Origin of the sequence: Polynucleobacter nymphae, assembly GCF_018882155.1 — a bacterium.
GTDB classification, from domain to species: Bacteria; Pseudomonadota; Gammaproteobacteria; order Burkholderiales; family Burkholderiaceae; genus Polynucleobacter; species Polynucleobacter nymphae.
Genome location: NZ_JACVPA010000001.1, coordinates 1391667 through 1415132, shown reverse-complemented (window position 1 = coordinate 1415132; position 23466 = coordinate 1391667). Strand labels below are relative to the sequence as shown.

Annotated in this window: 28 protein-coding genes; 8 read left to right on the top strand and 20 right to left on the bottom strand. The window is 45.1% G+C overall.

Annotated elements, in window-relative coordinates:
• Positions 1-12 precede the first annotated feature (12 nt).
• The 3 genes from rsmD to ICN29_RS07385 form a co-directional block, all read right to left on the bottom strand.
• Positions 13-549 (bottom strand): 16S rRNA (guanine(966)-N(2))-methyltransferase RsmD, encoded by a 537-nt coding sequence (gene rsmD / locus ICN29_RS07395; RefSeq protein ID WP_439651263.1) that lies wholly within the window; start codon positions 547-549, stop codon positions 13-15.
• Positions 550-622: 73 nt separating this feature from the next.
• A complete protein-coding gene (locus tag ICN29_RS07390; RefSeq protein ID WP_255538099.1) occupies positions 623-1963 on the bottom strand; it encodes a M16 family metallopeptidase in 1341 nt (446 codons plus the stop codon).
• Positions 1960-3327, bottom strand: a complete 1368-nt coding sequence (locus tag ICN29_RS07385) for a M16 family metallopeptidase (RefSeq protein WP_216131219.1) — start codon at positions 3325-3327, stop codon at positions 1960-1962. The genes ICN29_RS07390 and ICN29_RS07385 overlap by 4 nt, the downstream gene beginning before the upstream one ends.
• Positions 3328-3390: 63 nt before the next feature.
• On the opposite strand from ICN29_RS07385, the gene ftsY reads away from it, so the two are divergent.
• Entirely contained in the window at positions 3391-4281 is an 891-nt protein-coding gene (gene ftsY / locus ICN29_RS07380; protein WP_216131216.1) for a signal recognition particle-docking protein FtsY, read from the top strand.
• Positions 4282-4401: 120 nt separating this feature from the next.
• Positions 4402-5307, top strand: a complete 906-nt coding sequence (gene rpoH, locus ICN29_RS07375) for an RNA polymerase sigma factor RpoH (protein ID WP_439651262.1) — start codon at positions 4402-4404, stop codon at positions 5305-5307.
• Positions 5308-5318: 11 nt separating this feature from the next.
• Here rpoH and ICN29_RS07370 read toward each other — a convergent pair whose 3' ends face one another.
• From ICN29_RS07370 to ICN29_RS07350, 5 genes are read right to left on the bottom strand one after another with little or no spacing between them, the layout of a single operon-like run.
• Positions 5319-5909 (bottom strand): SCO family protein, encoded by a 591-nt coding sequence (locus tag ICN29_RS07370; protein WP_216131211.1) that lies wholly within the window; start codon positions 5907-5909, stop codon positions 5319-5321.
• Position 5910: 1 nt separating this feature from the next.
• Positions 5911-6801 (bottom strand): heme o synthase, encoded by an 891-nt coding sequence (gene cyoE, locus ICN29_RS07365; RefSeq protein ID WP_216131208.1) that lies wholly within the window; start codon positions 6799-6801, stop codon positions 5911-5913.
• Complete coding sequence (locus tag ICN29_RS07360; protein WP_216131205.1) at positions 6798-7922, bottom strand: COX15/CtaA family protein; 1125 nt, start codon at positions 7920-7922, stop codon at positions 6798-6800. The genes cyoE and ICN29_RS07360 overlap by 4 nt, the downstream gene beginning before the upstream one ends.
• Positions 7922-8578 (bottom strand): redox-active disulfide-containing membrane protein, encoded by a 657-nt coding sequence (locus ICN29_RS07355; RefSeq protein WP_216131203.1) that lies wholly within the window; start codon positions 8576-8578, stop codon positions 7922-7924. The genes ICN29_RS07360 and ICN29_RS07355 overlap by 1 nt, the downstream gene beginning before the upstream one ends.
• A complete protein-coding gene (locus ICN29_RS07350) occupies positions 8575-9360 on the bottom strand; it encodes an SURF1 family protein (protein ID WP_255538098.1) in 786 nt (261 codons plus the stop codon). The genes ICN29_RS07355 and ICN29_RS07350 overlap by 4 nt, the downstream gene beginning before the upstream one ends.
• A 24-nt stretch (positions 9361-9384) precedes the next feature.
• Between ICN29_RS07350 and ICN29_RS07345 the strand changes: the two genes are divergently transcribed.
• Complete coding sequence (locus tag ICN29_RS07345; RefSeq protein WP_216131200.1) at positions 9385-9597, top strand: twin transmembrane helix small protein; 213 nt, start codon at positions 9385-9387, stop codon at positions 9595-9597.
• A gap of 67 nt (positions 9598-9664) precedes the next feature.
• Here the strand turns inward: ICN29_RS07345 and ICN29_RS07340 are convergent, their stop codons facing one another.
• From ICN29_RS07340 to ICN29_RS07310, 7 genes are all read right to left on the bottom strand, one after another.
• The gene (locus ICN29_RS07340; protein WP_216131197.1) at positions 9665-10519 is read right to left on the bottom strand and encodes a cytochrome c oxidase subunit 3; all 855 of its coding nucleotides are present in this window, start codon (positions 10517-10519) and stop codon (positions 9665-9667) included.
• A 30-nt stretch (positions 10520-10549) separates the two neighbouring features.
• On the bottom strand, positions 10550-10747 hold the full coding sequence (locus tag ICN29_RS07335; RefSeq protein ID WP_216131194.1) for a DUF2970 domain-containing protein: 198 nt from the start codon (positions 10745-10747) through the stop codon (positions 10550-10552).
• The gene (locus ICN29_RS07330) at positions 10744-11328 is read right to left on the bottom strand and encodes a cytochrome c oxidase assembly protein (protein ID WP_216131191.1); all 585 of its coding nucleotides are present in this window, start codon (positions 11326-11328) and stop codon (positions 10744-10746) included. Before ICN29_RS07330 ends, ICN29_RS07335 begins: the two co-directional genes overlap by 4 nt.
• Before the next feature lie 14 nt (positions 11329-11342).
• Positions 11343-11474: a cytochrome oxidase small assembly protein gene (locus tag ICN29_RS10705; protein WP_216131188.1), complete on the bottom strand. Its 132-nt coding sequence runs from the start codon at positions 11472-11474 to the stop codon at positions 11343-11345.
• Positions 11458-13077 carry a cytochrome c oxidase subunit I gene (gene ctaD, locus ICN29_RS07320; RefSeq protein WP_216131185.1) on the bottom strand — a complete coding sequence of 540 codons (1620 nt, stop codon included), beginning with the start codon at positions 13075-13077 and terminating at the stop codon, positions 11458-11460. Before ctaD ends, ICN29_RS10705 begins: the two co-directional genes overlap by 17 nt.
• Before the next feature lie 40 nt (positions 13078-13117).
• On the bottom strand, positions 13118-14275 hold the full coding sequence (gene coxB, locus ICN29_RS07315) for a cytochrome c oxidase subunit II (RefSeq protein WP_216131182.1): 1158 nt from the start codon (positions 14273-14275) through the stop codon (positions 13118-13120).
• Positions 14276-14455: 180 nt separating this feature from the next.
• Positions 14456-15253 (bottom strand): class I SAM-dependent methyltransferase, encoded by a 798-nt coding sequence (locus ICN29_RS07310; RefSeq protein ID WP_255538097.1) that lies wholly within the window; start codon positions 15251-15253, stop codon positions 14456-14458.
• 23 nt (positions 15254-15276) lie between these two features.
• On the opposite strand from ICN29_RS07310, the gene ICN29_RS07305 reads away from it, so the two are divergent.
• Together ICN29_RS07305 and trmL are read left to right on the top strand one after the other, a co-directional pair.
• Complete coding sequence (locus ICN29_RS07305) at positions 15277-16026, top strand: ComF family protein (protein ID WP_216131179.1); 750 nt, start codon at positions 15277-15279, stop codon at positions 16024-16026.
• On the top strand, positions 16019-16489 hold the full coding sequence (gene trmL, locus ICN29_RS07300) for a tRNA (uridine(34)/cytosine(34)/5-carboxymethylaminomethyluridine(34)-2'-O)-methyltransferase TrmL (RefSeq protein WP_216131176.1): 471 nt from the start codon (positions 16019-16021) through the stop codon (positions 16487-16489). Before ICN29_RS07305 ends, trmL begins: the two co-directional genes overlap by 8 nt.
• A 25-nt stretch (positions 16490-16514) precedes the next feature.
• On the opposite strand, the gene ICN29_RS07295 is transcribed toward trmL, so the two are convergent.
• The 4 genes from ICN29_RS07295 to ICN29_RS07280 are packed head-to-tail and all read right to left on the bottom strand — an operon-like array spanning position 16515 to position 18789.
• On the bottom strand, positions 16515-17537 hold the full coding sequence (locus ICN29_RS07295; RefSeq protein ID WP_216131173.1) for an NAD(P)H-dependent glycerol-3-phosphate dehydrogenase: 1023 nt from the start codon (positions 17535-17537) through the stop codon (positions 16515-16517).
• A 24-nt stretch (positions 17538-17561) separates the two neighbouring features.
• Positions 17562-18083 (bottom strand): protein-export chaperone SecB, encoded by a 522-nt coding sequence (gene secB / locus ICN29_RS07290; protein ID WP_216131170.1) that lies wholly within the window; start codon positions 18081-18083, stop codon positions 17562-17564.
• Between the two features lie 27 nt (positions 18084-18110).
• Positions 18111-18365 carry a glutaredoxin 3 gene (gene grxC / locus ICN29_RS07285; RefSeq protein WP_216131168.1) on the bottom strand — a complete coding sequence of 85 codons (255 nt, stop codon included), beginning with the start codon at positions 18363-18365 and terminating at the stop codon, positions 18111-18113.
• A 4-nt stretch (positions 18366-18369) separates the two neighbouring features.
• Positions 18370-18789, bottom strand: a complete 420-nt coding sequence (locus tag ICN29_RS07280) for a rhodanese-like domain-containing protein (RefSeq protein ID WP_255538096.1) — start codon at positions 18787-18789, stop codon at positions 18370-18372.
• A 19-nt stretch (positions 18790-18808) separates the two neighbouring features.
• Here ICN29_RS07280 and gpmA point away from each other — a divergent pair, with 19 nt between their 5' ends.
• Genes gpmA through ICN29_RS07265 form a run of 3 tightly spaced genes read left to right on the top strand, consistent with a single transcriptional unit; the run spans position 18809 to position 21714 of the window.
• Positions 18809-19498 (top strand): 2,3-diphosphoglycerate-dependent phosphoglycerate mutase, encoded by a 690-nt coding sequence (gene gpmA, locus ICN29_RS07275; protein ID WP_216131165.1) that lies wholly within the window; start codon positions 18809-18811, stop codon positions 19496-19498.
• A 14-nt stretch (positions 19499-19512) separates the two neighbouring features.
• A complete protein-coding gene (locus ICN29_RS07270) occupies positions 19513-20946 on the top strand; it encodes a S41 family peptidase (protein ID WP_216131162.1) in 1434 nt (477 codons plus the stop codon).
• Between the two features lie 15 nt (positions 20947-20961).
• Positions 20962-21714, top strand: a complete 753-nt coding sequence (locus tag ICN29_RS07265) for a HesA/MoeB/ThiF family protein (protein ID WP_216131159.1) — start codon at positions 20962-20964, stop codon at positions 21712-21714.
• Here ICN29_RS07265 and ptsP read toward each other — a convergent pair.
• Complete coding sequence (gene ptsP / locus ICN29_RS07260) at positions 21711-23465, bottom strand: phosphoenolpyruvate--protein phosphotransferase (RefSeq protein ID WP_216131156.1); 1755 nt, start codon at positions 23463-23465, stop codon at positions 21711-21713. The genes ICN29_RS07265 and ptsP overlap by 4 nt on opposite strands.
• Position 23466: the final 1 nt, after the last annotated feature.

Genomic DNA, 23466 nt, shown 5'->3' with positions numbered 1-23466 from the left:
ACAGGCAAGAGTTTAGCCTCTTCCACTGCGAAATAGAAAAGCTTTTACCTGGCCCGCCTCTAAGTATTTTCCACAATGCCAGTCTGGCAGGAGGGCCTCTATCTCCTCGCGAGCCCGATTCGAGGGAAATTCGACATAAATACCACCCCCACGAGAATCATCACAAACCCGACCGGCCTCGATGACGCTTTGTTCCAATAAGGCCGATTCTTGAAAAGGGGGGTCTATGAAAATTAAATTGCTTGAACCGTCAGCCTGCTGCTTGAGATATTCGAGGCTATCTCGATGCAAAATTGCTACCTTACTGCTCAGAGGCGAAGACTGTAGTAAAGAAAAATTTCTCAATAGATTTGCGTGGGCTTTTTTATCTTTTTCCAACAACACTACAACATCAGCGCCGCGAGAAGCTGCCTCAAAACCCAAAGCTCCGGTGCCAGCAAATAGATCTAGACAATGCAATCCTGTTAGATCCTGACCAAGCCAATTAAACAAATTTTCTCTGATTCGATCGGTAGTGGGGCGCAATCCAGGTAACTCTAAAACAGTCAATAAACGACTTCTCCAAACGCCGCCAATGATTCGTACCTTCTTGGGCGGTTCTGTCCTTGAAGCCTTTGTAGACTTATTTATTTTTTGCTCCCAACACCACAATTTTCATACGATCCATCGCTAGATATTTTTGGAAAGCAGCACTCACTTGCTCCAAAGTAACTGCCTCTACTTGCTTAGTCCAGATCTCCATTGTGTCTAGTGGTAAATCGTTCCAGGCAATCGATGAAACGTTATCCAATAATTTGCGATTGTTATCAATGCGCAATGGATAGCCATTTACCAAATTAGATTTAGCAGCAAGCAACTCGGATGGCGTTGGGCCGTCAGCAATAAATTTTGCAATGGTTGAGCTCATGACTTCAAGCGCCATTGCAGCCTGATCACTCTTGGTCTGAAGACCAGCCTGGAAAATACCGGTATCTTTACCAGGAGCAAAGTAACTAAAGACACTATAGGCAAGCCCACGTTTCTCGCGTACCTCTGCCATTAGTCGAGACACGAAGCCGCCGCCACCTAACACGTAATTACCTACTAGAAGAGGGAAGTAATCTGGATTGCTGCGAGTTACAGCAGTCATTCCCATCGTAATATGCGCCTGCTGAGAATCAAAAGGGATCTGAATCTCACGCTGCGCTAAGGGCTCTACTGGTGAACGTTGCAACTCTGGCAACTGAGCAATAGAAGCGCCAGATTGAGGAATTTTTTGTAGTAGGATCTGTACGATTTCATTAGCCTGAGCTTGATCAACATCACCCACAATACTCACAATCATGCGATCACTACGATAAAACTGTTTATGAAATTGCATTAAATCATTCGCGCTGACCGCAGCTACTGACTTGATGGTTGGAGTAGTTCCAAGTGGGTAGTTGCCATACACAGATTTTTTAAAGCGCCGCTCAAGAATAAACTCGGGCTTTGTTTCAGCCTCAAGCAAATTAGTAATCGTTCTTTGCTTTTCCCGCTCCACTATTTTTGTTTCATAAGTCGGTGAACTTAACATTGCAGCAGTTAATTTGACTGCTCGATCACGCAAATCTTTTCTGCTTAAGCTGCGTATGCGCAAAATGGTACGCTCGCCACCAACAGATAAGCTAATATTGGCGCCTAAATCTGCGATCTCATCCGCGATTTGAGCTTCGCTAAGCATGCCTTGATCACTCTTGACCCCATAATTCATAAGGCCTGCTGTCATATCAGCCAAACCGCTCTTACCGATAGGGTCGAAGCGATGGCCAGCGTCAATACTGACTTCAATATCGACCATAGGTAGTGCTTTGGTTTGAACTAAATATCCTTTACTACCCTTAAAACTATCAAGCCTCTCAATTGGTAAAATAGCGTGTGCAGTAGCAAAGCAACCCAATGTAATCAAGCAAACCAGAATACTATTTTTGAGAGCTTTCATCATTTACCCTCCTTGCTGACTTCAGATTTCCGAGCCTGGGGATCGAGTACAGCAATCGTTAAACCTTCATCCACTAAATATTTCTTAGCAACTGCTTGAACCTGTTCAGGCGTAATTGTTTGCATTTTTTTTAATATGTAATCGATATCTTTCCAAGAAATACCTGCCATCTCGGTAGTACCAATTTCCATTGCTTGGCCAAAAATACTATCGCGCTTATAAATTTGATCGGAAAGTATTCGAACCTTGATACGCTTTAGCTCAGACTCTAAAATCCCTTTTTGCTTTAAATCGTCCAAGGCCTTACGAATACTTGCTTGGGCTTGAGCAATCGTCTTGCCCTTTGCCATAGAAACGCTGATTAAAAATAATTCTGGTCCACGAGAAATCATGTCATAAGCAACGCCAACATCATTAACTACTTTTTCTTGTTTAACTAGCGTTCTATTAAGACGGGCATTGTCATAACCATCCAGTACAGCCGTTAGTAGCTCAAGTGCATAAGGCTCAGGATCATCAAGCTTGCCAGGCTCTAAGCGTGGTACTTTCCAAGCCATAGCCAATTGGGCGCTATCGGCGGGTGCCCTCACCTGTACTTGCTTGATTCCTTTTTGGGGTGGCTCAATTTGCGGCTTGCGGACTGGCAACTCTTTCATAGCAATTACACCGTAATACTTTTCAACCACCTGCAGAATTTGCTGAGGGTCTACATCGCCACTAATGACTACAGTTGCATTATTTGGCGCATACCAACTACGATACCAGTCACGCGCATCGGCAGCCTTCATATTTTGTAAATCATTCATCCAACCAACCACCGGATGACGATAAGGCGAACTCATATAAGCAGTCGCCATCAGTGATTCATTTAAGAGGCTGCTCGGATTATCTTCTGTACGCAAGCGGCGCTCCTCCATTACCACCTGAATCTCTTTTAAAAATTCAGCATCGTCAAAATTGAGATTAGACATGCGATCTGCTTCAAGCTTAATCACTTCATCTAGCTTAGATTTTTCAACTTGCTGAAAGTAGGCGGTGTAATCGCGAGATGTAAACGCATTCTCGCGCCCACCAACGGCGGCCACTAATCGAGAGAACTCTCCAGACTTCACTTTATGGGTCCCCTTAAACATCATGTGTTCAAGAACATGTGCAACACCAGTGCGGCCATTTACTTCATCCATTGAGCCTGCGCGATACCAAGCCATATGAGCAACAGTAGGGGCGCGATGATCCTCGCGAATAATGAGTTTCAATCCATTGCTGAGCAAGAATTCGTGAGTATCCACAGAATCGCTACTGGCAGCCCAAGATATGGGGGCACAGAGCAAGAATAAAAAGCAAATTCGGAGTAAATTGGAACGCATCTGCTAAATCACCATATCCCAAGAATTAAATTGATAAGATGCAAGGTTTAAATTGTAGCGATTATGTTCGGCTTACGTAAAACCCTCGGATCCCTTTTTAAATCAAGCAAAACAGATGAAGCTTGGTTTGATGCATTAGAAGAATCACTCATTCAAAGTGATGTGGGTCTGCCCACGACCGAACAATTGATTGGCAAGCTACGTAAAGCTGCTAAATCTGAAAAAGCCTCTAGCGTACAAGAGCTTCAAGCGCTTCTCATTGGAGAAGTCAGCGCTCTATTAAAGGTCTTAGAACCCTCACCAAATCCACTTTTTGAATCTAGTAAAGCGAATATCCCAGAGGTATGGTTAGTAGTAGGGGTTAATGGAGCCGGCAAGACAACTACGATTGGAAAGCTTTGTCGGCTCTTTCAGTCTCAGGGCAAATCAGTCCTCTTAGCTGCAGGTGATACCTTTAGAGCTGCTGCGCGCAATCAATTGCAAGAATGGGGGGGTCGCAATCAAGTAGATGTCATTTCGCAAGAAGGTGGTGATGCCGCTGCGGTTGCTCACGATGCTATCCATTCCGCGATCTCACGTAAAAGTGACATCTTGATCATTGATACCGCCGGTCGCCTTGCGACCCAAGACCACCTCATGGAAGAGCTCAAGAAGGTCAAACGTGTCATCGCCAAGGCCCTTCCTGGAGCGCCTCACCACACTTTGCTAGTACTTGATGGCAATACTGGTCAAAATGGCTTAAGCCAAGTAAAGGCGTTTCATACGGCCTTAGGTCTTACTGGAATCATTGTTACTAAGCTTGATGGCACCGCTAAGGGCGGTGTTATCTGCGCCCTGGCACATACCCTCCAAGATGAACCAAAACCGGTCATATTGGCCCTTGGCAAAGGTGAAGGAATTGATGATTTAGCCCCATTCACAGCGGGGCAATATTCAGCAGAATTATTCAATTAAATCAGCTACTTATAGACTATATAAACCCTTAGCACTCTCTTGACAGGAGTGCTAAAATAGACTTCTATTAACACCACCTATTGATAAAAAATGTTTCAACAGAAATCTGACAATTCGAACATGCAAAGACTGCCTATCATGCAGACTGCGTCTGCATCTGCATCCACATTTCCGATGCTGCCATCCCTAGGGGTTGGCACTCTTGATTCTTACATCGCGTACGTTAATCGCGTGCCCATGCTAAGTGCTGCAGAAGAGTTACATCTTGCGCAGGAATTTCGTCGCTCTGAAAATGTCGATGCAGCTAAAACTTTAGTGCTCTCACATTTACGTCTCGTTGTTTCTGTCGCTCGCCAATATCTTGGTTATGGCATTCCACATGCAGACTTAATTCAAGAAGGCAATATCGGTTTGATGAAAGCTGTTAAACGTTATGACCCAAATAATGGCGCCCGTTTAGTGTCTTATGCCATCCATTGGATCAAAGCGGAGATTCATGAGTACATTCTCAAGAATTGGCGCCTAGTCAAGATGGCAACCACGAAAGCACAACGCAAGTTGTTCTTTAACTTACGCAGTAATAAACCCACTTTAAGCGCCCTCACTCCCGGTGAAATCAATGCTTTAGCTAAAGCTCTTGATGTCAAAGGTTCTGATGTGAAAGAAATGGAAATGCGTCTTGCCGGTGGTGATGTTGCTCTTGAAGGCGATGATACTAATGAAGATGTAGCCTATGCACCGATTCAATGGCTTGCCGATAACAGCCAAGAGCCGACAGAACGTATTGCTAGCAATGAAGCTGATGCGCTGCAAGGCCCTAAGTTAGACCAAGCTTTGATGGCTTTAGATGAGCGTAGCCGCAACATTGTGCAGTCACGTTGGTTAGCAATGGATGCTGATGGTAAGGGTACCAAAACCTTACATGACCTTGCCCATGAATACGGTATCTCAGCTGAACGCGTGCGTCAAATTGAGACAGCTGCCCTCAAAAAGATGCGCGGCATGCTGCAATCTGAAGCAGCCTAACTAGCATTCTCTTACTTTAAGAGCTCTTTCAAGTCATGTGCCAAGGTCTCAGGGCCTTGAGCATGCTTGATATACAAACGCAATCGACCGTCTGGATCAAATGCATAGCTGCCTGCTGTGTGATCTATGGTGTAGGAACCGGGACTTGTACCTGGCACCTTCTTGTAATAAATCTTAAAGTCCTTGGCAACCTTTTCTAAAGCAGCGTCATCTGTCGGACGTAGTCCTAAGAAGCGCGGATCAAATGCGGGAACATACTGCTTCAAAATCGTAGCGGTATCTCGCCCAGGATCAACAGTCACAAAAAGCACCTGTACCTTATCTGATTGAGGCCCTAAGATGGTCATCACTTGCTGCATTTCAGTCAAGGTAGTTGGGCAAACATCAGGACACTGTGTGTAACCAAAGAACATCAGCACTACTTTGCCCTTAAAGTCTGCCAGCGTTCTCACCTTGCCATCTGGATCTAGCAAACTAAAGTCTTTGCCAAAAGCGGTACTACCAGTGATATCAATATTCTTAAATTCTGGCTTTGGACTACACGCTGTCAAAATCAAGAATAGAGCAGCAATGCAACAAGTGCGTAAAAGGGTGGTATTCATCTTAGAGGAAGTAATGATCTATGAGCAGGGCTGCAAACAGCAAAGACAAATAGGTAATTGAAAAGCGGAAAGTTTTTTTAGCCAAGGCATCGCTATAGGAAATAAATAAAGCAATGGCATAGCCCAAGAAAATGAATCCAAGAATAGTGGCGGAAACTAAATACACCATGCCACTCATACCGTAGATATAAGGTAGTAGCGTTGCTGCAATCAATATCAGGGTATACAAAAGAATATTGAGTAAGGTAAAGCGCTCACCATGGGTGACTGGCAGCATCGGCAAGCCAGACTGCACGTAGTCCTCGCGACGATACAAAGCTAGGGCCCAAAAATGTGGGGGCGTCCACGCAAAAATAATCAATACTAAGAGCCAGGCTTCAGCAGGCACTGTATTGGTTACAGCTGCCCATCCCAGTGCTGGAGGCATTGCTCCAGAAAGGCCACCGATTACAATATTTTGTGGTGTAGCTGGCTTTAGCAGCCAGGTATAAATCACTGCGTAACCCACAAAAGTTGCTAAAGTCAGCCACATGGTTAATGGGTTACAAAAGTTCCACAAAATAATCATGCCGAGTGAGCCCAGAATGATTGAGAAAACAATAATCTGAAACGGGGTCACCTCACCGGTTGCTGATGGACGCCAAGAAGTGCGCCGCATCTTTGCATCGACTGCTTGTTCAATTAAACAGTTCACAGCAAACGCTGCGCCCGCTAACAACCAAATTCCAATTACTCCACCAATGAGAACGGGATAAGGAACCATTCCGGGGGTAGCGAGAAACATGCCAATCAAAGCACAAAAAACGGCAAGCTGAGTCACTCTGGGCTTGGTTAAAACCCAGTATTGACGCCAACGCGGCATTGCCGCAGGAGTAAAGGTTGGAGTACTCATAACTTTGCCATCTTCTTTTGAGCAGATGAAGACCAAGATGCCCAATAACCCATTCTGACTAAACAGAATACTAGAGCCGCTGAGCCAGCGGTATGTAATAAAGCAGCCAACAATGGCCACTGAAATACGACATTTGATATTCCGGTAACAACTTGTAGCAAAAGTATCGCTAGTAAAAGTTTTGCAAAGCGCCCAAGGCTAGTTAAGGCTGGGGTTGTCAATTGCAAAGCTTTCCAACCAAATATACCCAAGATAATCAAAACCACAACAGCAAATAGACGATGTGCCCAATGAATTGTTTGTAATGCTGTTGGCGAAATGAATTCACCTTGAGCATTGAGCCCCAATTGACGCCAAAGCGTAAAGCCCTCCCCCCAATTGGTTTCTGGCCACATACTTCCTAGACAAGTTGGAAAATCAGGACAAGCTAATACGGCGTAATTAGTGCTAACCCAAGCGCCTAAAAAAATCTGAATGGAAAGTACTACAAAAGCAATCAGCAATAATTGGGCCGATAAAGGACGAATGCGGAGAGTATGCACTGAAGAACTTTTTTCCCAAGCTTGCTGAGCATAGACAGTTAAGCAGGCCAGTAAAAGCAAAGCGAGCATCAAATGCATCGTCACAATAATGGGTTGTAATTTCAGTGTTACGGTCCAAGCACCAAAAGCGCCCTGAATACATACCAGTAAGAGCAAGCCTAAGCTACAAAACAAGGGGAATTTTCCTAAGGACTTCAGCTTGCTGAAAGCCATGCCTACTTGCACCAAAATTAAGGCGCCCACTGTCATTGCAAGATAGCGATGAATCATTTCTATCCAAGCCTTGATCACTGTAACGGGCCCACTAGGCATGGCAGTTTCAGCTTGCTGTATTTCTCCAATAGCATGAAAAGGATTGGAGACTCCATAGCACCCCGGCCAATCAGGGCAGCCAAGGCCTGAGTCTGTAAGACGGGTAAACGCCCCAAACACAATCAGATCGAAAGTCATAAAGACTAATACCCAATTGAGCTTTTGGAAAAAGCTATATCCCGGTCTTGTCCAAAGATAGGCTAATGGCAGGCCAGCAAAAACTATTGCGATGGCAGCTAACTCCAAGAACAAAACAAAAGTGGGCATTACAGGTTCTCACCCTTGTGATTGAGCTTCAAGAGTTTTTCTAAGTCTTTTTTGATGAAAGCAAATTCTTTTGGAGAATTCGTGACTGGAAAATACATCATCTTCGCTGGGCTTGGGTCAATCAACTGAATTTGTTGACCGGCACCCTCTTTATTAAGCCAAGTTTCAAACTCAGTCCTCAGTTTAGGGTCCCTTGGTAGTGCAACAATCTTGAACCCAGCAACTTGCTCGTCATAAGCCTTTGCGACTTCAGGGTCAACAGGCGCACCATCGGTATTGATCCATAGCAGCTGAACGCGCTTATTTTCTCTGCCCATGGCAACCTTCACTTGACGCATCAGAAAAAAAGCCTCAATACATTTTTCATCTTTGATTTGGCATTCGCCTGCAGGCCGCGCAATTAATAAAGTCCATTTGCCTTGTAGCGGAACATCTAGCCATGCAGAATTGAATTCTTGAGCTGGGTAAATCAAAGTTCCAAAGTTTGTCTTGCCCCAATCAGACTTAATCACGTAGTACGTCAAATAAGAGGCAATCACAGGCGTAGCACACGCCAGCAAAAGCAAAAGCATTTGAATGCGACCGCGACGAGTCTGCGCATTGATTGCCACTAAATCAGTTTGCGATGCCGGAATTAATAACTCTTTATCACTCACCCTTGATCCCCATTCATATCCTGCCGCCGATACTGCCGCAGGCCAGTAATTAACCAAAATAAGAAACCGCAAACCGCTAAAGCAAACCACTGGAATGCATAAGCATAATGGCGATCGACTCCGGTCGTCAGCGGAGCCCACTCACGCAGCAAGCCATCGTCGATACCAGTATCAACCTCTCGCAAAATAAAAGGGCTTTGTGCCCAAGCACGTAACTTACCCTCAGCTCGTAAATCAAAATTCTGCTCAATTCTTGGCTTGCCAGCATCTATGACGGCTTGGCCTTCTCCTAGGGCATAAACCTTGCCGGGATGAGCGAACACAATGCCTTCAATAGTGGCAACCTTGCTTGGTGTTTTCACCGGTGGTAAAGACTCTCGGTTCTCATTATTACGAGGCGCCCAACCACGATTGACCCAAAGAATCTCATCGCGCCCTGCAAGCTGCAAAGGCATCATGAGATAAAAGCCAGACTGTGAGGTATTGCTACCAGCAGGAGGAATCGGTCTTGGCCGGTTATCCAACCAAATAGCTGCCTCCGGAATGTATTGCCCACGAGCAATCATGCGACGCTCAGTCGCATCCTCCAAGGTTAAAGGGCTAATATTCGCACTCAAAATTGGCAGCTGTTGCCGAGCCAATAAATTGGCAGCTAATGCAATCTTGCTTTCAGCCCTGTTCAGCTGCCAAATACCAGCGGTACAAGCGATTGCAACAACCAGGAAGGCTGATACAGTAGCAACTATGCGCCTAGCAATGAGGGCAGTAAAAAGGTTATTCAAGAGATTTAAAAATAAGGATTTAAGATGAAGTGGATTATTCCGATTGTCCTACTAATGATTGTTGGCAGCTTAGGATCAGCCCTGTATTACATGATGAAAGATAGGGGCAATAGTTCCAGAATGGTTCGCTCGCTCATGCTACGGATTGGGCTATCGCTTGCACTATTCTTCGGGATTCTATTAGCCTATTACTTTGGCCTGATTGAAGCTACTGGTATCAAAGTGGGCACAAACTAAAGCTTATTTTGTAGAACGGGGCGGCTAAAAATCAATCGGGGCTTAAGGCCCCGATTTTTTATGCAACTTACATCCAGTACACAGCAATATAAAGACCCAGCCAGACAACGTCTACGAAGTGCCAATACCAAGCGGCGCCTTCAAAGGCAAAGTGATGTTTAGAGGTAAAGTCGCCACGAATCATTCGACGCAGCACAATTGCCAACATGGTGCCACCCAAAAATACGTGGAAGCCATGGAAGCCAGTCAGCATGAAAAAGGTTGAGCCGTAGATACCAGAGGTCAATTTCAAGTTGAGCTCATGGTAAGCATGGTAGTACTCATAAACCTGGAAGCCCAAGAAGATAAAGCCTAAACCAACAGTTGCAGCCAAGGCAACGATCGCCTTCTTCATGTGGTTTTCAACTAACGCATGATGTGAAATCGTGATCGTCACACCAGAGCTCAGCAACAGTAAAGTGTTGATAGTTGGAATTGGCCATGGGCCCATAGTGGTAAATTTTTCAACCAAACCAGCAGGTCCATCGTTAGGCCAAGCTGCTGAGAAGTTAGGCCAGAGTAATTTGCTTTCTACATCACCCAACCAAGGCATCGCAATATTGCGTGCATAGAACAATGCAGAAAAGAAAGCGGCAAAGAACATAATTTCAGAGAAGATGAACCAAGCCATCGACCAACGATAAGAAACATCTACGTTGACACCATTCTTGCCAGAATTTGACTCGGCAATCGTATCGCCAAACCAGTTGTAGAGCACGAACAAAATCCATGCCACACCAGCTAAGCTCAGGGCGCCGCCCCAAGAGGTCTGATTTACCCAGCCAGACATACCAACACCAAAGGCGATTAAGCCAGCTGCTGCCATAGCAGGATGTCTAGATAATGCTGGGACAAAATAGTATGGGGTTGAATTGGATGACATCTGATTCTCTCTATTCAATCAAAAAAATAATCAATGGGAAACAACTGCTTTCACTATCAACAGCAGGACAGCCATGAAAATCAAGGCACCAACAATACCCGCAATGATAATGTGCACAAAACTGAGTGAAGCTACATCTTCCTGCAAACCTGCTTTTTTACGCACTCCCAAGAAGCCCCACATGACGGCTTTCATAGACTGCATAAAGCTACTTTTTTTCTTCTTCATAACAGTACCTTCGATTTAGGCGCAGGCGGTGTACCACCCAATCCTAACTCAAAGAAGGTATACGACAAGGTGATTGTCTTCACATCATCAGGCAAGCCTGCATCAATCACAAACACTACCGGCATCTTCTTCGTTTCATTTACCACTAGCGTTTGTTCCTGGAAACAAAAACACTCTAACTTAGTAAAAAACTCCGTTGCACTTTTAGGTGCATAACTCGGGATTGCTTGAGCCCGCACCGTACGGCCAAGATTGTTTGTCACTTCATACACAATTTCAGTCATTTCACCGGGATGGACTTCCATAAAATTCTTCACCGGCTTAAAAGTAAATGGCCCGCGGCTATTGGAGTCAAATTCAATGGTCACCGTACGAGCATAGTTCACTTGCGTATTACCCACTCGATTAGGGCTAAAGGCTCGGACACCGTAATCATTCTTACTGGTGACGACATTAATTCCAGTGACCTCACACAAGGCCTTATACATTGGCACTAAAGCATAACCAAAACCAAACATCATCACAGCTGCAATTAAGAGCTTTAATAGAATCTGACGATTTAGAGTTTGAGTAGTAACCATCGCAATATACGGGATCAACCCAACCAGCTCCGTTTAATCACAATTCCAATAAAAAAGACTAGGGCAACACTCAGAAGAACAAACCCCAATCTACGATTACTCGCAACCAGAGCTTGCTTTGCTGAAGAATTAAATTCCTGCTTCACGCATCTGCTCTGCACTCGGCGGAGTCTCAAAAGTATGATGTGGCGCTGGTGAAGGTATTGTCCACTCTAAACCTTTAGCGCCCTCCCATGGGTTCTTTGCTGCTTTTTGGCCCTGACCACGATAAGCAGGCATTACTACAAAAATCAAGAAATACACTTGTGACAAGCCAAAGCCTAAGGCGCCAATAGAGGCAACCATATTGAAGTCGGCAAACTGGGTTGGGTAGTCCGCATAACGACGCGGCATACCAGCCAAGCCTAAGAAGTGCATTGGGAAGAATGTCAGGTTAAAGAAAATCATGGAAGTCCAGAAGTGGATCTTGCCACGAGCTTCACTAGCCATATAGCCGGTCCACTTAGGACACCAGTAGTAAAAACCAGCAAACATTGCAAACAATGAGCCTGCTACCAAAACATAATGAAAGTGCGCTACAACGTAGTAAGTGTCTTGAACACCAATATCAATTGGCGCCAGCGCTAAGATTAATCCAGTAAAGCCGCCCATCGTAAAGACAAAAATAAAACCGATGGCCCACAACATTGGAGTTTCAAAGGTCAGGGAACCTTTCCACATCGTTGCAACCCAGTTAAAAATCTTCACGCCAGTTGGCACAGCAATCAACATCGTTGCATACATGAAAAACAGCTGACCAGTCACAGGCATACCAGTTGCGAACATATGGTGAGCCCAAACGATAAATGACAAGATCGCAATAGACGATGTTGCATAAACCATGGAGCTATAACCAAACAACGTTTTTCTAGAGAAGACGGGAACGATTTCACTGACGATTCCAAATGCAGGAAGAATCATGATGTAAACCTCTGGGTGACCAAAGAACCAGAAAATATGCTGGAACATCACTGGGTCACCGCCACCTACAGCAGAGAAGAATGAGGTACCAAAGTGACGATCGGTCAAGACCATGGTGATTGCACCAGCCAATACTGGCATCACTGCGATTAACAGGTAGGCAGTAATTAACCAAGTCCAGCAGAACATTGGCATCTTCATCAAAGTCATACCAGGAGCACGCATGTTCAAGATAGTCACGATGATATTGATCGAACCCATGATGGAAGAGGCGCCTAATAAATGGAGGGCAAAAATTGCCATGTCCATTCCAGGACCCATCTGCAAACTCAATGGAGCGTAGATTGTCCAGCCACCTGATGGAGCGCCGCCAGGAACAAGGAATGAGCCAAATAAGAGCATTGCAGCCACTGGCAAAATCCAGAAGCTAAAGTTATTCATCCGAGCAAATGCCATATCGGCTGCGCCGATTTGTAAGGGCACCATCCAGTTAGCAAAACCAACGAAGGCTGGCATGATCGCACCGAACACCATCACCAAGCCATGCATGGTAGTTAACTGATTAAAAAATTCTGGGCGGAAGAATTGCAAACCTGGCTGGAACAATTCCAAACGAATTCCTAAAGCCATCACTCCACCAGCTAATAGGCTAACAAAAGAGAAAATCAAATACATCGTGCCGATGTCTTTGTGGTTGGTTGCGAACAACCAACGGCGAAAACCATGTGGCGTGTGATCTTCATGCGCATGATCGTCTGCGTGGTCTATGGTGGTAGAGACTGTGCTCATGGATTACTCCGGTTTCGTTTTATCTGTATTAATGAATGAGTTACTTGCCGCCACGTGCGGTAATAATTTCTTGGGTCTGAATAATTTCGCCCGTCTTATTACCCCATGAGTTACGGGTATAGGTCATTACTGCAGCAATATCGCCATCAGAAATCACGCCAGCCCATTTCGGCATTGCATTTTTACCGTTGATAAGAATGTCGTATTGACCCGCCTTTGGACCCAACACGACTTTGCTACCATCTAAAGCTGGGAATGCGCCAGCGCCCTTACCGGTTGCTTGGTGACAAGCGGCACAATTAGCTGCATATACTTTTGCGCCGCGCTCTTTTTGCTCGTCCATGGTGTAAACCTTAGATGGATCTTCGCCAGCGCCGCCCATTTCTTTTTTCTTTTCAGCAACCCAAGCCGTGTAGTCCTCTTGTGAAACAACTCTCACAACGATAGGCATAAAGGCATGCTGCGCGCCGCACAACTCAGAACATTGGCCGCGGAATGTGCCAATCGTTTCAGCCCTAAACCAGGTGTCACGCACAAATCCTGGAATCGCATCTTGCTTTACGCCGAACGCTGGAATAGTCCAGGCATGAATTACGTCATTAGCAGTAGTAATCAAACGAATTTTCTTGCCAACAGGCACAACCATTTCGTTATCCACTTCCATCAAGTAAGTATTTGATTTTGGTGCGAGGTTGTTAATTGCTTCACGTGATGTTGACAAAGTAGATAAGAAGCTGATGCCCTCACCTTCACCTTTGATGTAGTCGTAACCCCATTTCCACTGATAGCCAGTAGTTTTAATGGTGATATCTGAATTGGTTGTATCTTTCATTGCCACAACTGTTTTAGTTGCGGGTAATGCCATACCGATTACGATCAGCAGTGGAATGACTGTCCAAATAATTTCAACTGTTGTGCTCTCATGGAAAGAGGCTGATTTGTGACCCAATGATTTGCGGTGTTTCAGAATGGAATAAAACATCACCCCAAATACGCCGACGAAAATCACTGCACAGATCACCAACATCATCCAATGTAACCAGTGGATTTCTTGCATGATTTTGGTGGCCGGCGCAGGAAAGTTAAGCTGGTATACAGCCGGGCCACCAGGCATGTTTTCCGTTGCCTGTGCAAAAGCAGTACCAAAGGCTGCTACTAAGTAGAGCGAAGCCCTAGTGACTTTTCCAAATAAATTCATCTTATTCTCTGTTTATTGTCGCGAGCAAAGTTCTTAAAACGCCACAAAATGCCCAAAAAAGCGGTTTTAAGCCAATACGTACAGCGCTGATTATAGGGTTAATTGTGCACAACAACAAATTGGAATAAGCCAGCCTCATCCAATCTTAACAAAGCTTAAAATGATAGTAAGCACTTACACTTAAGCAGAATCTGACCTAGTCTTGCGCCCAATTTGATTTACGTCAATATAGGCAACATTATCCTGAGACTTTGCGAGGTGCTTTCCAACCGCCCACGCATGCCCATAAATCACCTCTAAAGTCATTTTTTTCGGTAAAACAGCATTTTTAATGCCCTCAGATGCAGGTATTTCCAATAATTTCAGTGCCTCTGCATCAATCAGCAATAGTTCATCTGACTGGTAGTCAAGGCTTATAAATTCCATATCCATTACGGGATCAGAAAAACGCTCTCCTAGTAAAGCATCTCCCATATCGTGCATATCCCAAGGACTTAATAAAGCCTTTAATGTAATCAGGCTGGTCTCAAGTGCGCGGAGCTCTTTTCCAGTATCAGGACCCAGGTATGTAAAAGTGACCAGGCCGCCCTCTCGCAAAACACGCCAGCACTCCTGAAGAAAATATTGTGGATCAGGTAAGTCCTGTAATAACAGATCACTAAATACCAAATCAACAGAATTATCAGGAAGATTGAATTTACCTTTTGCTAAGTAATCAGCCAAGGAGCTTGAATTCCCACGAAATAGAGAGCGCCAATTGACCATCACTTTTGAGCGCCACATTTCAAAAGTAGCAATTCCTGGCTCCGTCAGGCTATGAATATTTGCATAGGGGTAGCGTTTTGCAAAAGATGCCAAATGCTTCCCAGGAAAATCTGGAACGATTAATACATCTTTTACATCGAGTTTCACGATATCGAGTTTTTGCAACATACGGTCTGCAATTTCGTCCTGTAACCATCTGATTGGCTGGGTCATTCGCTCAGTATACTCAGCGCCCCATGCGATTTCTAGACCAGTTTTTCCAATCCCTTAGAAGACAAATTTTACCGAGCGCTTGCATCGTATGCGAGCGCTTCCAGCAGGACTCCATATGTACAGACTGTTTGCAATCTTTAGATGCTGATAGCCTTTTGAATTATGAATGTTGCTATCAATGCGGCATCACCTTAAACACCTTAGAGCTCGCGAAACAGCGCTGCAAACAATGCAGTATTCATCCCCCATATTTTGATGTGACATATTGCCTAGATCGTTATGAAGGAGCCCTACAGCATGCGATCCATCAACTGAAATATCAAAAGCGTCTAGCCTATGCGCATGGACTTGCAAATGCATGGAATCATATTTTTTCAATACAACTCAAAAATGTCCTGGCAAACTATCTTCTTCCTGTACCGCTAAGTACTCAAAAATTATCTGCGAGGGGCTTTAATCAAAGCTGGGAAATTGCACGCAGAATAACTTGTAATCCAAGCATTCAGAAATTACCTTGGGCACTCAAACGTCATCACCATGAATTTCAACAGGTAGGAGGCAGACTTGCTGCGCGGCATTTAGCAATTCAGGGGGTCTTTTATATTGATGATCACTTTATTGACCTTTTAGGAGATCAAAGCATCATCATTTTTGATGACGTTATGACGAGCGGAGCCACTCTTAATGAAATTGCCCGCATTCTGAAGGACAATGGTGCATCACACGTCACTAACTGGGTTTTGCTGAGAACAGCAAAAGCACCGCATGTTTAATATTGTTTTATTCGAACCAGAAATCCCGCCAAATACAGGCAATATCATTCGACTTTGCGCTAATACTGGGGCAAAGCTGCATTTGATTGAGCCCTTGGGTTTTCCCATGGAAGATGCCAAGCTTCGAAGAGCAGGGCTTGATTATCACGAGTTCGCAAAAGTAAAAGTTCATGCCAATTGGGCGCAATTTCTGAAAGATGAACAACCAGAGCCACAACATCTTTTTGCCTTAACAACCAAAGGACGTGGCAAGTTTCATGAGGGAAAATATGCTCGTAACGATTACTTTATTTTTGGCTCAGAAACTAAAGGGATTACTGATGAGGTTCGTAACTCCATCCCAGAAAACAATCGTATGCGCTTGGCAATGCAAGATAGCAGCCGCAGCTTGAACTTATCTAATACTGTAGCGATTGTGGTCTATGAAGCCTGGCGCCAGAATGATCTTGTAGGCGGTAAGTAGGCGCTCAATTAAAACTGGGGGATTACTACGTTTCTATTTTTGGGTCGCGCGCCATTAACTTCTTCAGCGCCTCCTGTGGAGAGAGTCTGCCAGCTAGCACCTCACCCATCATTGCAGTAATGGGCATCTCTACACCCAAGCGCCTCGACAAATCAGTAACCGCAGCGGCACAGAGCACGCCTTCAGCAACATGTCCTAAACCAGACAATATCTCAGGCAATGACTTACCAGCAGCAAGCTCAAGACCCACTCGTCGGTTGCGAGAGAGGTCGCCAGTGGCTGTCAATATTAAGTCGCCAACACCAGTAAGGCCCATACAGGTTTCTGATCTACCGCCTGCTGCTTTGACTAATCGCATCATTTCGGCAAGACCACGTGTCAGGACTGCAGCACGGGCATTTAAACCCAAATCTAAGCCGTCGCCAATACCAGCAGCAATTGCTAAAACGTTTTTAACAGCGCCGCCCAATTCCACGCCAACCAAATCATCGCTTGAATAAACGCGCATATTGCCATGATGAAAGGCTGCTTGAGCTACTGCACATAAATTTGCAGAGGTACTGGCAATCGTTAATGCGCATGGCATTCCAGAGCCGACCTCAGAGGCAAAGCTAGGGCCAGACAATGCGCCATAGGAATGTGAAATCCCATGACTATGTAAGCTATCTTCACGCTCAACCACTTGATGGGGTAGCAATGCAGTAGCTGGCTCTAAACCTTTGCATAGCCAAATAATATTTAGAGGATGCTCTGTAATTTCCAATACCTGAGAAATTGTTTCTGAAAGCGCAGCCATTGGCGTTGCAATCACCAATAGATCATCAGCAGCCAGTCTTTTAATTGCGACTGAAAAGTTGCTCTCTAATGAAATATTTTTAGGCAACTGAATGCCGGGCAAATAAGAGTGATTCTCACCGCTCTTTTCAATATCTGCCAACTGATCTTTACTGCGCGACCACAAACAAACATCTCCATCCTTGAGGTAGCGTGCCGCTTGCGCGGCCATCGCTGTTCCCCAAGCTCCAGCACCAATCAGGGTCACTTTCATGATCTGTGGGCTCGCTGTTTCGGCCTAATGCGGAAGAATTATTTTGCTCTCATCAGTGGCTTCAGTCTCTTTGCCAGCTGCCTGTTGAGCTTGCATGAGTCGATGCTCATACATGCCGTGGAAATTGATCTCATTCAAATGAATTGGCTGGAAGCCTGCACGACCAATAATGTCAGCAATATTCGAACGAAGATATGGATACAAGATAGTTGGGCAAGTGATGCCTAACATTGGATCAAGTTGTTGCGGTGGAATATTATTGAACTCAAAAATACCGGCTTGCTTAGCCTCAACTAAAAACAAAACTTTTGAATCAACTTTTGAGGTAACAGTCGAAATAATCGCTACCTCAAAAACACTTTCACTTAAGGGGGTGACTGCAATATCAAGCTCCACTTGCACTTGAGGCTCAGCAGCAACCAACAAAATTTGTGGTGCATTAGGCTGTTCTAGCGAGAGATCTTTAAGGTAGATGCGCTGAATCCCAAATCCAGGCTCTTTTGAGTTATCAGCATCTGCTTGAGGTGCGGAAGTTTGTTCAGTCATTGCTATCTTTCTTGACGAATTAATACATTAAACCAATAAAGGATCGAGCTTGCCTGCGCGATCTAAAGCTACAAGATCATCGTATCCACCAACGTGGGTCTCGCCAATATAAATTTGCGGGACCGTGCGACGGCCAGTACGAGTCATCATGAGCTCACGCTGCGCAGGATCACGATCAATCAAAATCTTTTCTAAATTACTGACACCTTTTTTGTGTAATAGCTTTTCAGCCATTACACAATATGGACAAACTTGGGTGCTGTACATCAGTACTTGAGGCATAGTTCTATGACTTCACCAATGGAAGGGCAGCTTGTTTCCAAGCCTGTACGCCACCTTCCAGGGTTCCAACTTCCGCAAAACCGAGTTTTTTAACCTCAGCAATAGCTTTACGAGAGTGGGAGCCGGTTTCGCATACCAACACTACTGGGTGCTTGCGATCTAGTTTTAGCTTCTCAATCGCAGCTGAAATCTCAGATGGCTTAATAGATTTTGCCCCGGGCAGTCGGCCTACTTTAAATGCCTCTTCAGCTCGTAAATCCAAAACGTGAGCCTTACGACGATTAATCCAAATCGTGGCCTCGGTAGGCGACAAGCCTTTTCCGCCAATAAGCGTAGATAATGTGGGTAGGAAAAGCGCGGTGCCTGACACCAAAAGGAGGGCAATAAGCGCTAAATTATCAATTTGAGTAAGAAAGTTCATCATCGGATTATAGAATGGCTCTATGAAACAACTTGTCCTTATTCGTCATGGCGAATCTACCTGGAACCTTGAAAACCGCTTCACTGGCTGGGCAGACGTTGACTTAACCCCAAAAGGCATAGAGCAAGCCCTGTCAGCCGGTGAAAACCTCAAAAAAGCTGGCTATGAGTTTGATGTGGCCTACACCTCAGTCTTAAGACGTGCTATTCGCACACTTTGGCACATTCAAGACTCTATGGATTTAATGTGGCTCCCAGTGGTTCATAGCTGGCGATTGAATGAGCGTCACTACGGCGCCCTTACTGGTCTTAATAAAGCAGAAACTGCTGCTAAGTATGGTGATGAACAAGTCCACATCTGGCGTCGCTCATATGATGTTCGACCGCCATTGCTAGAACCTAGCGATGAGCTCAATCCTAAAAATGATCAACGCTATTTAAAACTTAATGCCACTGATATTCCTTTGGGCGAGTGTCTCAAAGACAATGTCGAGCGCGTACTTCCTTTGTGGAATGAATCTATTGCGCCGGCACTTAAAGCTGGCAAACGTGTACTCTTAGTTGCACACGGTAATAGTATTCGCTCTTTAATTAAATACTTGGATCAAATGTCTGACAAAGCCATTATGGATGTAAACGTCCCTAATGGCGTACCACTTGTGTATGAGCTTGATGACAATCTCAAACCCATTCAACACTTTTATCTGAACTAGGATCAAATAGAAACATGCGCCAATTTCTGAAAAATTTCGCTCTCATCGCAGTTGGTTTGATTGCTGGAATAGCAGCAACTATTCAACTGTCAGCGACCGCCCAGCAAGGCGCTCAGCTGCCACTCGATGAACTACGAACACTCTCTAATGTCTTTGCGCAAATCAAGCGTGAATACGTTGAACCAATCGAAGATAAGCAGCTCTTAACCGATGCTGTCAAAGGCATGGTCAGCAGTCTTGATCCGCATTCTACCTTTCTCGATAAAAAAGATTTTACTGAGATGCAAGAAGCAACGTCGGGAAAATTTGCCGGTCTTGGAATTGAGATCACCTCTGAAGATGGCGTTGTTAAAGTACTCAACCCGATTGAAGATAGTCCTGCTGCACGTGCTGGTTTACAAGCGGGCGATTTAATTACTCGCTTAGACGACAAGCCAGTTCGCGGGATGTCACTAGATAAAGCGGTGCGTACTATGCGTGGCACACCTGGTACCAAAATTACCTTAACCGTATATCGTAAGAGTGAGGAGCGTAGTTTTCCAGTTACGATTACTCGCGCAGAAATTAAAGTGCAGTCGGTTAAAGCAAAGATCTTAGATAACGATATCGCGTGGGTTCGGGTCACTAGCTTTCAAGAACGTACTGTTCCAGACCTTGCTAAAAAATTGACAGAACTTGCTAATCAGGATCCAAAACTCAAGGGCATCATTCTTGACCTACGAAACAATGGTGGCGGCCTCCTTCAAGGTGCAGTAGGCATTGCTGCAGCCTTCTTACCTGCCGATGTTGTAGTGGTTTCTACAAAAGGCCAAGCGCCAGACTCAAAGCAAGTATTCAATGCCTCACCAGCCATGTACCGCCTGAGCGAGCCCGGTGATCCCTTGGCGGGTGTGCCAGCAATTTTTAAAAAATTACCGATGGTTGTATTGGTCAATGCCTATTCCGCTTCTGCTTCAGAGATCGTTGCTGGCGCATTGCAAGACTACAAACGCGCAACCATTATTGGTAAGACAACCTTTGGTAAAGGTTCCGTACAAACCGTGCGCCCACTGACAAATGATTCCGCGCTAAAGATCACCACGGCCTACTATTACACGCCAAGCGGAAAGTCAATTCAGGCATTCGGTGTTAAGCCAGACATCCCAGTTGATCAAAATAAAGATGGTGATCCAGATGACGTATTAATTACTCGTGAAATCGATAGTGAAAAACATCTACGTAATAAGCAATCTGCCGAAGATAAGCTAATTAAAGATCGAGAGCAACGTCGCCTCGAAGAGTTGCAGCGCATTGAGGAAAAGAATGCGAAGAAAACTCCTGAGGAAAAAGAAAAAGATAAGAACAAGAAGCCACCTGAGCTTGGTAGCGCAGATGACTTCATGCTTTCGCAGGCTGTTGCATTTCTTAATGGTCAGCCGGTGAAGCGCTCTTCATCTAAGCTTGAGTAATTTACTGGTCTGCACATGAATGATGAGCAGTTACTTCGCTACTCAAGGCACTTGCTCCTTGAGGAAATCGATGTTGCTGGGCAAGAAAAGCTATTAAGATCTCACGCTCTAGTAATCGGCGCCGGTGGCCTGGGAAGCGCAGCAGCGCCTTACTTAGCTGCTGCCGGCATTGGCCACATCACACTGATGGACCACGACCAAGTTGAGCTCACCAATCTACAGCGCCAAATCATGCACACTGAAAACAGTGTTGGTCAAAGCAAAGTCAATTCTGGAAAGCAATTTTTACAACAGCTCAATGCAAGCATTCAGATTGAAACTATTGAAGCGAAAGCAACGACAGCGCTTCTGGATGACTTATTGCCAAGTGTTGATATTGTTTTGGATTGCACCGATAACTTTGCAAGTCGTCATTTAATTAACGCCAGTTGCCTAAAACATCACACGCCCTTGGTTTCTGGATCGGCGCTTCGCTTTGATGGCCAGATTAGTGTCTTTGATTCCCGTAATGCCGTATCGCCTTGCTATGCCTGCATCTTCTCACCGGATGAGAATTTTGAAGAAGTCAGTTGCTCTTCAATGGGAATTTTTTCACCGCTAGTAGGCATTATTGGTGCGATGCAAGCAGCACAAGCAATACAGGTACTGCTTGGTTTTGGGGAAACCTTAGTGGGTCGGATGCTGCTCTGGAATGCGCGCACAACCCAAATCGATGAATTCAAAATCTCCCGCAATCCTGAGTGTTCGGTTTGCGGTAAGGCGCATTAAGCCATTAAACGCTCTAAGGCCTTAGCCTGATCCTCAGGCTCATATGCCTTGAGGACTCTTGGAACACGGGACTTTAATAAGCCTACGTTCGCTTTTAATATCTCGCGCTTGACCAATAAGAGCTGACTAAAGTGCATCGAGAAATCAGTCAACCCCATGCCAAGCAATAATCTTGTCAAGGAAGGATCACCCGCCATCTCGCCACATACTGCAATTGGAACATTGGCGCGTTTCGCTTGCTCAATAATATTTGCCAGCAAATGCAAAATTGCTGGATGCAAGGGGTCGTATAGATGAGCCACAGCATGATCAGCTCGATCAATTGCTAAGGTGTACTGAATTAAATCATTCGTGCCAATCGATAAAAAATCAAAGCGATTGATAAACAAGGGTAAGACTAATGCGGCGGCCGGGATTTCAATCATGGCGCCCACTTGAATATTGGGATTAAATGCCTGGCCACGTTGATGCAACTGTTGCTTGGCTTTTTCAATTAGGCGGAAAGTTTCATCAATTTCTTTGGCGTGAGCCAACATCGGGATCATGATGCGAGCCTGACCATGTGCAGAAGCCCGCAGAATTGCCCGCAGTTGAGTTAAAAAGATTTCTGGTTCTGTTAAAGACCAACGAATCGCCCTCAAACCTAATGGTGATGTGCCAGTTTGAGAGACATCGCTACCGCCTCCGCCCAATGCTTTATCGGCACCCACGTCAATTGTTCTGATATTGACAGGCAAGCCATGCATCAAGTCCACTACACGGCGGTACTCTAAAAATTGTTGCTCTTCATCTGGCAATGCTTGCTTACGATCCATAAATAGAAACTCGGAGCGGAATAAACCGACACCTACGGCTCCCAATTTCAGGGCCTGAACAGCATCCTCAGGCAATTCAATATTGGCAAACAACTCAATCTCAACGCGATCCGCGGTTTCAGTTTTGGAATGTTTGAGTTGCTTTAACTTGCGAGCCTCTTTTAAATCCTGAGTTTGTAACTTTCGATATTCCTCAAGCAACTTCTCATCCGGAGCAACGACGACAACGCCTTGCTCGCCATCCAAGACTAACCAATCACCATGTCGAATCATTTCACTAGCGTGACGGATCCCTACCACCGCAGGAATCTCCATACTGCGCGCCACAATCGCAGTATGAGAGGTCTTACCACCGAGGTCTGTTACAAAGCCTGTGAAAGCAGACTCCTTGAAGCGCAGCATATCGTGAGGAGCAATATCGTGTGCCACGATAATAGAATCAACACCAAGATCGCCGGGTGACATGATGTCAGCGCTATCTAGCGAATCCTTTTTTTGAGCATTTAAGGCTTTAATGACCCGCTCGGCTACTTGTCGAATATCGTTAGCACGCTCTTTTAAATACGGGTCTTCGATTTCAGAAAACTGCTCTAACAAATCATTTAATTCCGTTGTTAGAGCCCAGGCGGCATTCATGCGCTGAGAACGAATCAATTTCATTGGCTTCTGAGCCAAAGCAGGATCGGCAAGGATCATGCCATGCACATCCAAGAAGGCAGCCATTTCTTGGGGCGCATCTTTAGGTAAACCTTGGCGAAGTTGCTTGAGCTCTTGGCGAACCTGATCAAAAGCATCTAATAACTTTTGCACTTCAGCTTCTTCTTTGCCAGGCTCAACTAAATAGTGACTAACCTCTAATGCTGCACGCGAAATCAGTACCGCCTTGCCAATAGCAATGCCTTTCGATACTGGAATTCCGTGCAATGCAAAAGTCATG

Excerpts from the sequence above, each read along its gene's own strand:
- ICN29_RS07390 (WP_255538099.1), bottom strand. The coding sequence starts at position 1,963 with ATGATGAAAGCTCTCAAAAATAGTATTCTGGTTTGCTTGATTACATTG.
- ICN29_RS07385 (WP_216131219.1), bottom strand. The coding sequence starts at position 3,327 with ATGCGTTCCAATTTACTCCGAATTTGCTTTTTATTCTTGCTCTGTGCC.
- ftsY (WP_216131216.1), top strand. The coding sequence starts at position 3,391 with ATGTTCGGCTTACGTAAAACCCTCGGATCCCTTTTTAAATCAAGCAAA.
- rpoH (WP_439651262.1), top strand. The coding sequence starts at position 4,402 with ATGCAAAGACTGCCTATCATGCAGACTGCGTCTGCATCTGCATCCACA.
- ICN29_RS07370 (WP_216131211.1), bottom strand. The coding sequence starts at position 5,909 with ATGAATACCACCCTTTTACGCACTTGTTGCATTGCTGCTCTATTCTTG.
- cyoE (WP_216131208.1), bottom strand. The coding sequence starts at position 6,801 with ATGAGTACTCCAACCTTTACTCCTGCGGCAATGCCGCGTTGGCGTCAA.
- ICN29_RS07360 (WP_216131205.1), bottom strand. The coding sequence starts at position 7,922 with ATGCCCACTTTTGTTTTGTTCTTGGAGTTAGCTGCCATCGCAATAGTT.
- ICN29_RS07345 (WP_216131200.1), top strand. The coding sequence starts at position 9,385 with ATGAAGTGGATTATTCCGATTGTCCTACTAATGATTGTTGGCAGCTTA.
- ICN29_RS07340 (WP_216131197.1), bottom strand. The coding sequence starts at position 10,519 with ATGTCATCCAATTCAACCCCATACTATTTTGTCCCAGCATTATCTAGA.
- ICN29_RS07335 (WP_216131194.1), bottom strand. The coding sequence starts at position 10,747 with ATGAAGAAGAAAAAAAGTAGCTTTATGCAGTCTATGAAAGCCGTCATG.
- ICN29_RS07330 (WP_216131191.1), bottom strand. The coding sequence starts at position 11,328 with ATGGTTACTACTCAAACTCTAAATCGTCAGATTCTATTAAAGCTCTTA.
- ctaD (WP_216131185.1), bottom strand. The coding sequence starts at position 13,077 with ATGAGCACAGTCTCTACCACCATAGACCACGCAGACGATCATGCGCAT.
- coxB (WP_216131182.1), bottom strand. The coding sequence starts at position 14,275 with ATGAATTTATTTGGAAAAGTCACTAGGGCTTCGCTCTACTTAGTAGCA.
- ICN29_RS07310 (WP_255538097.1), bottom strand. The coding sequence starts at position 15,253 with ATGACCCAGCCAATCAGATGGTTACAGGACGAAATTGCAGACCGTATG.
- ICN29_RS07305 (WP_216131179.1), top strand. The coding sequence starts at position 15,277 with ATGCGATTTCTAGACCAGTTTTTCCAATCCCTTAGAAGACAAATTTTA.
- trmL (WP_216131176.1), top strand. The coding sequence starts at position 16,019 with ATGTTTAATATTGTTTTATTCGAACCAGAAATCCCGCCAAATACAGGC.
- ICN29_RS07295 (WP_216131173.1), bottom strand. The coding sequence starts at position 17,537 with ATGAAAGTGACCCTGATTGGTGCTGGAGCTTGGGGAACAGCGATGGCC.
- secB (WP_216131170.1), bottom strand. The coding sequence starts at position 18,083 with ATGACTGAACAAACTTCCGCACCTCAAGCAGATGCTGATAACTCAAAA.
- grxC (WP_216131168.1), bottom strand. The coding sequence starts at position 18,365 with ATGCCTCAAGTACTGATGTACAGCACCCAAGTTTGTCCATATTGTGTA.
- ICN29_RS07280 (WP_255538096.1), bottom strand. The coding sequence starts at position 18,789 with ATGATGAACTTTCTTACTCAAATTGATAATTTAGCGCTTATTGCCCTC.
- gpmA (WP_216131165.1), top strand. The coding sequence starts at position 18,809 with ATGAAACAACTTGTCCTTATTCGTCATGGCGAATCTACCTGGAACCTT.
- ICN29_RS07270 (WP_216131162.1), top strand. The coding sequence starts at position 19,513 with ATGCGCCAATTTCTGAAAAATTTCGCTCTCATCGCAGTTGGTTTGATT.
- ICN29_RS07265 (WP_216131159.1), top strand. The coding sequence starts at position 20,962 with ATGAATGATGAGCAGTTACTTCGCTACTCAAGGCACTTGCTCCTTGAG.
- ptsP (WP_216131156.1), bottom strand. The coding sequence starts at position 23,465 with ATGACTTTTGCATTGCACGGAATTCCAGTATCGAAAGGCATTGCTATT.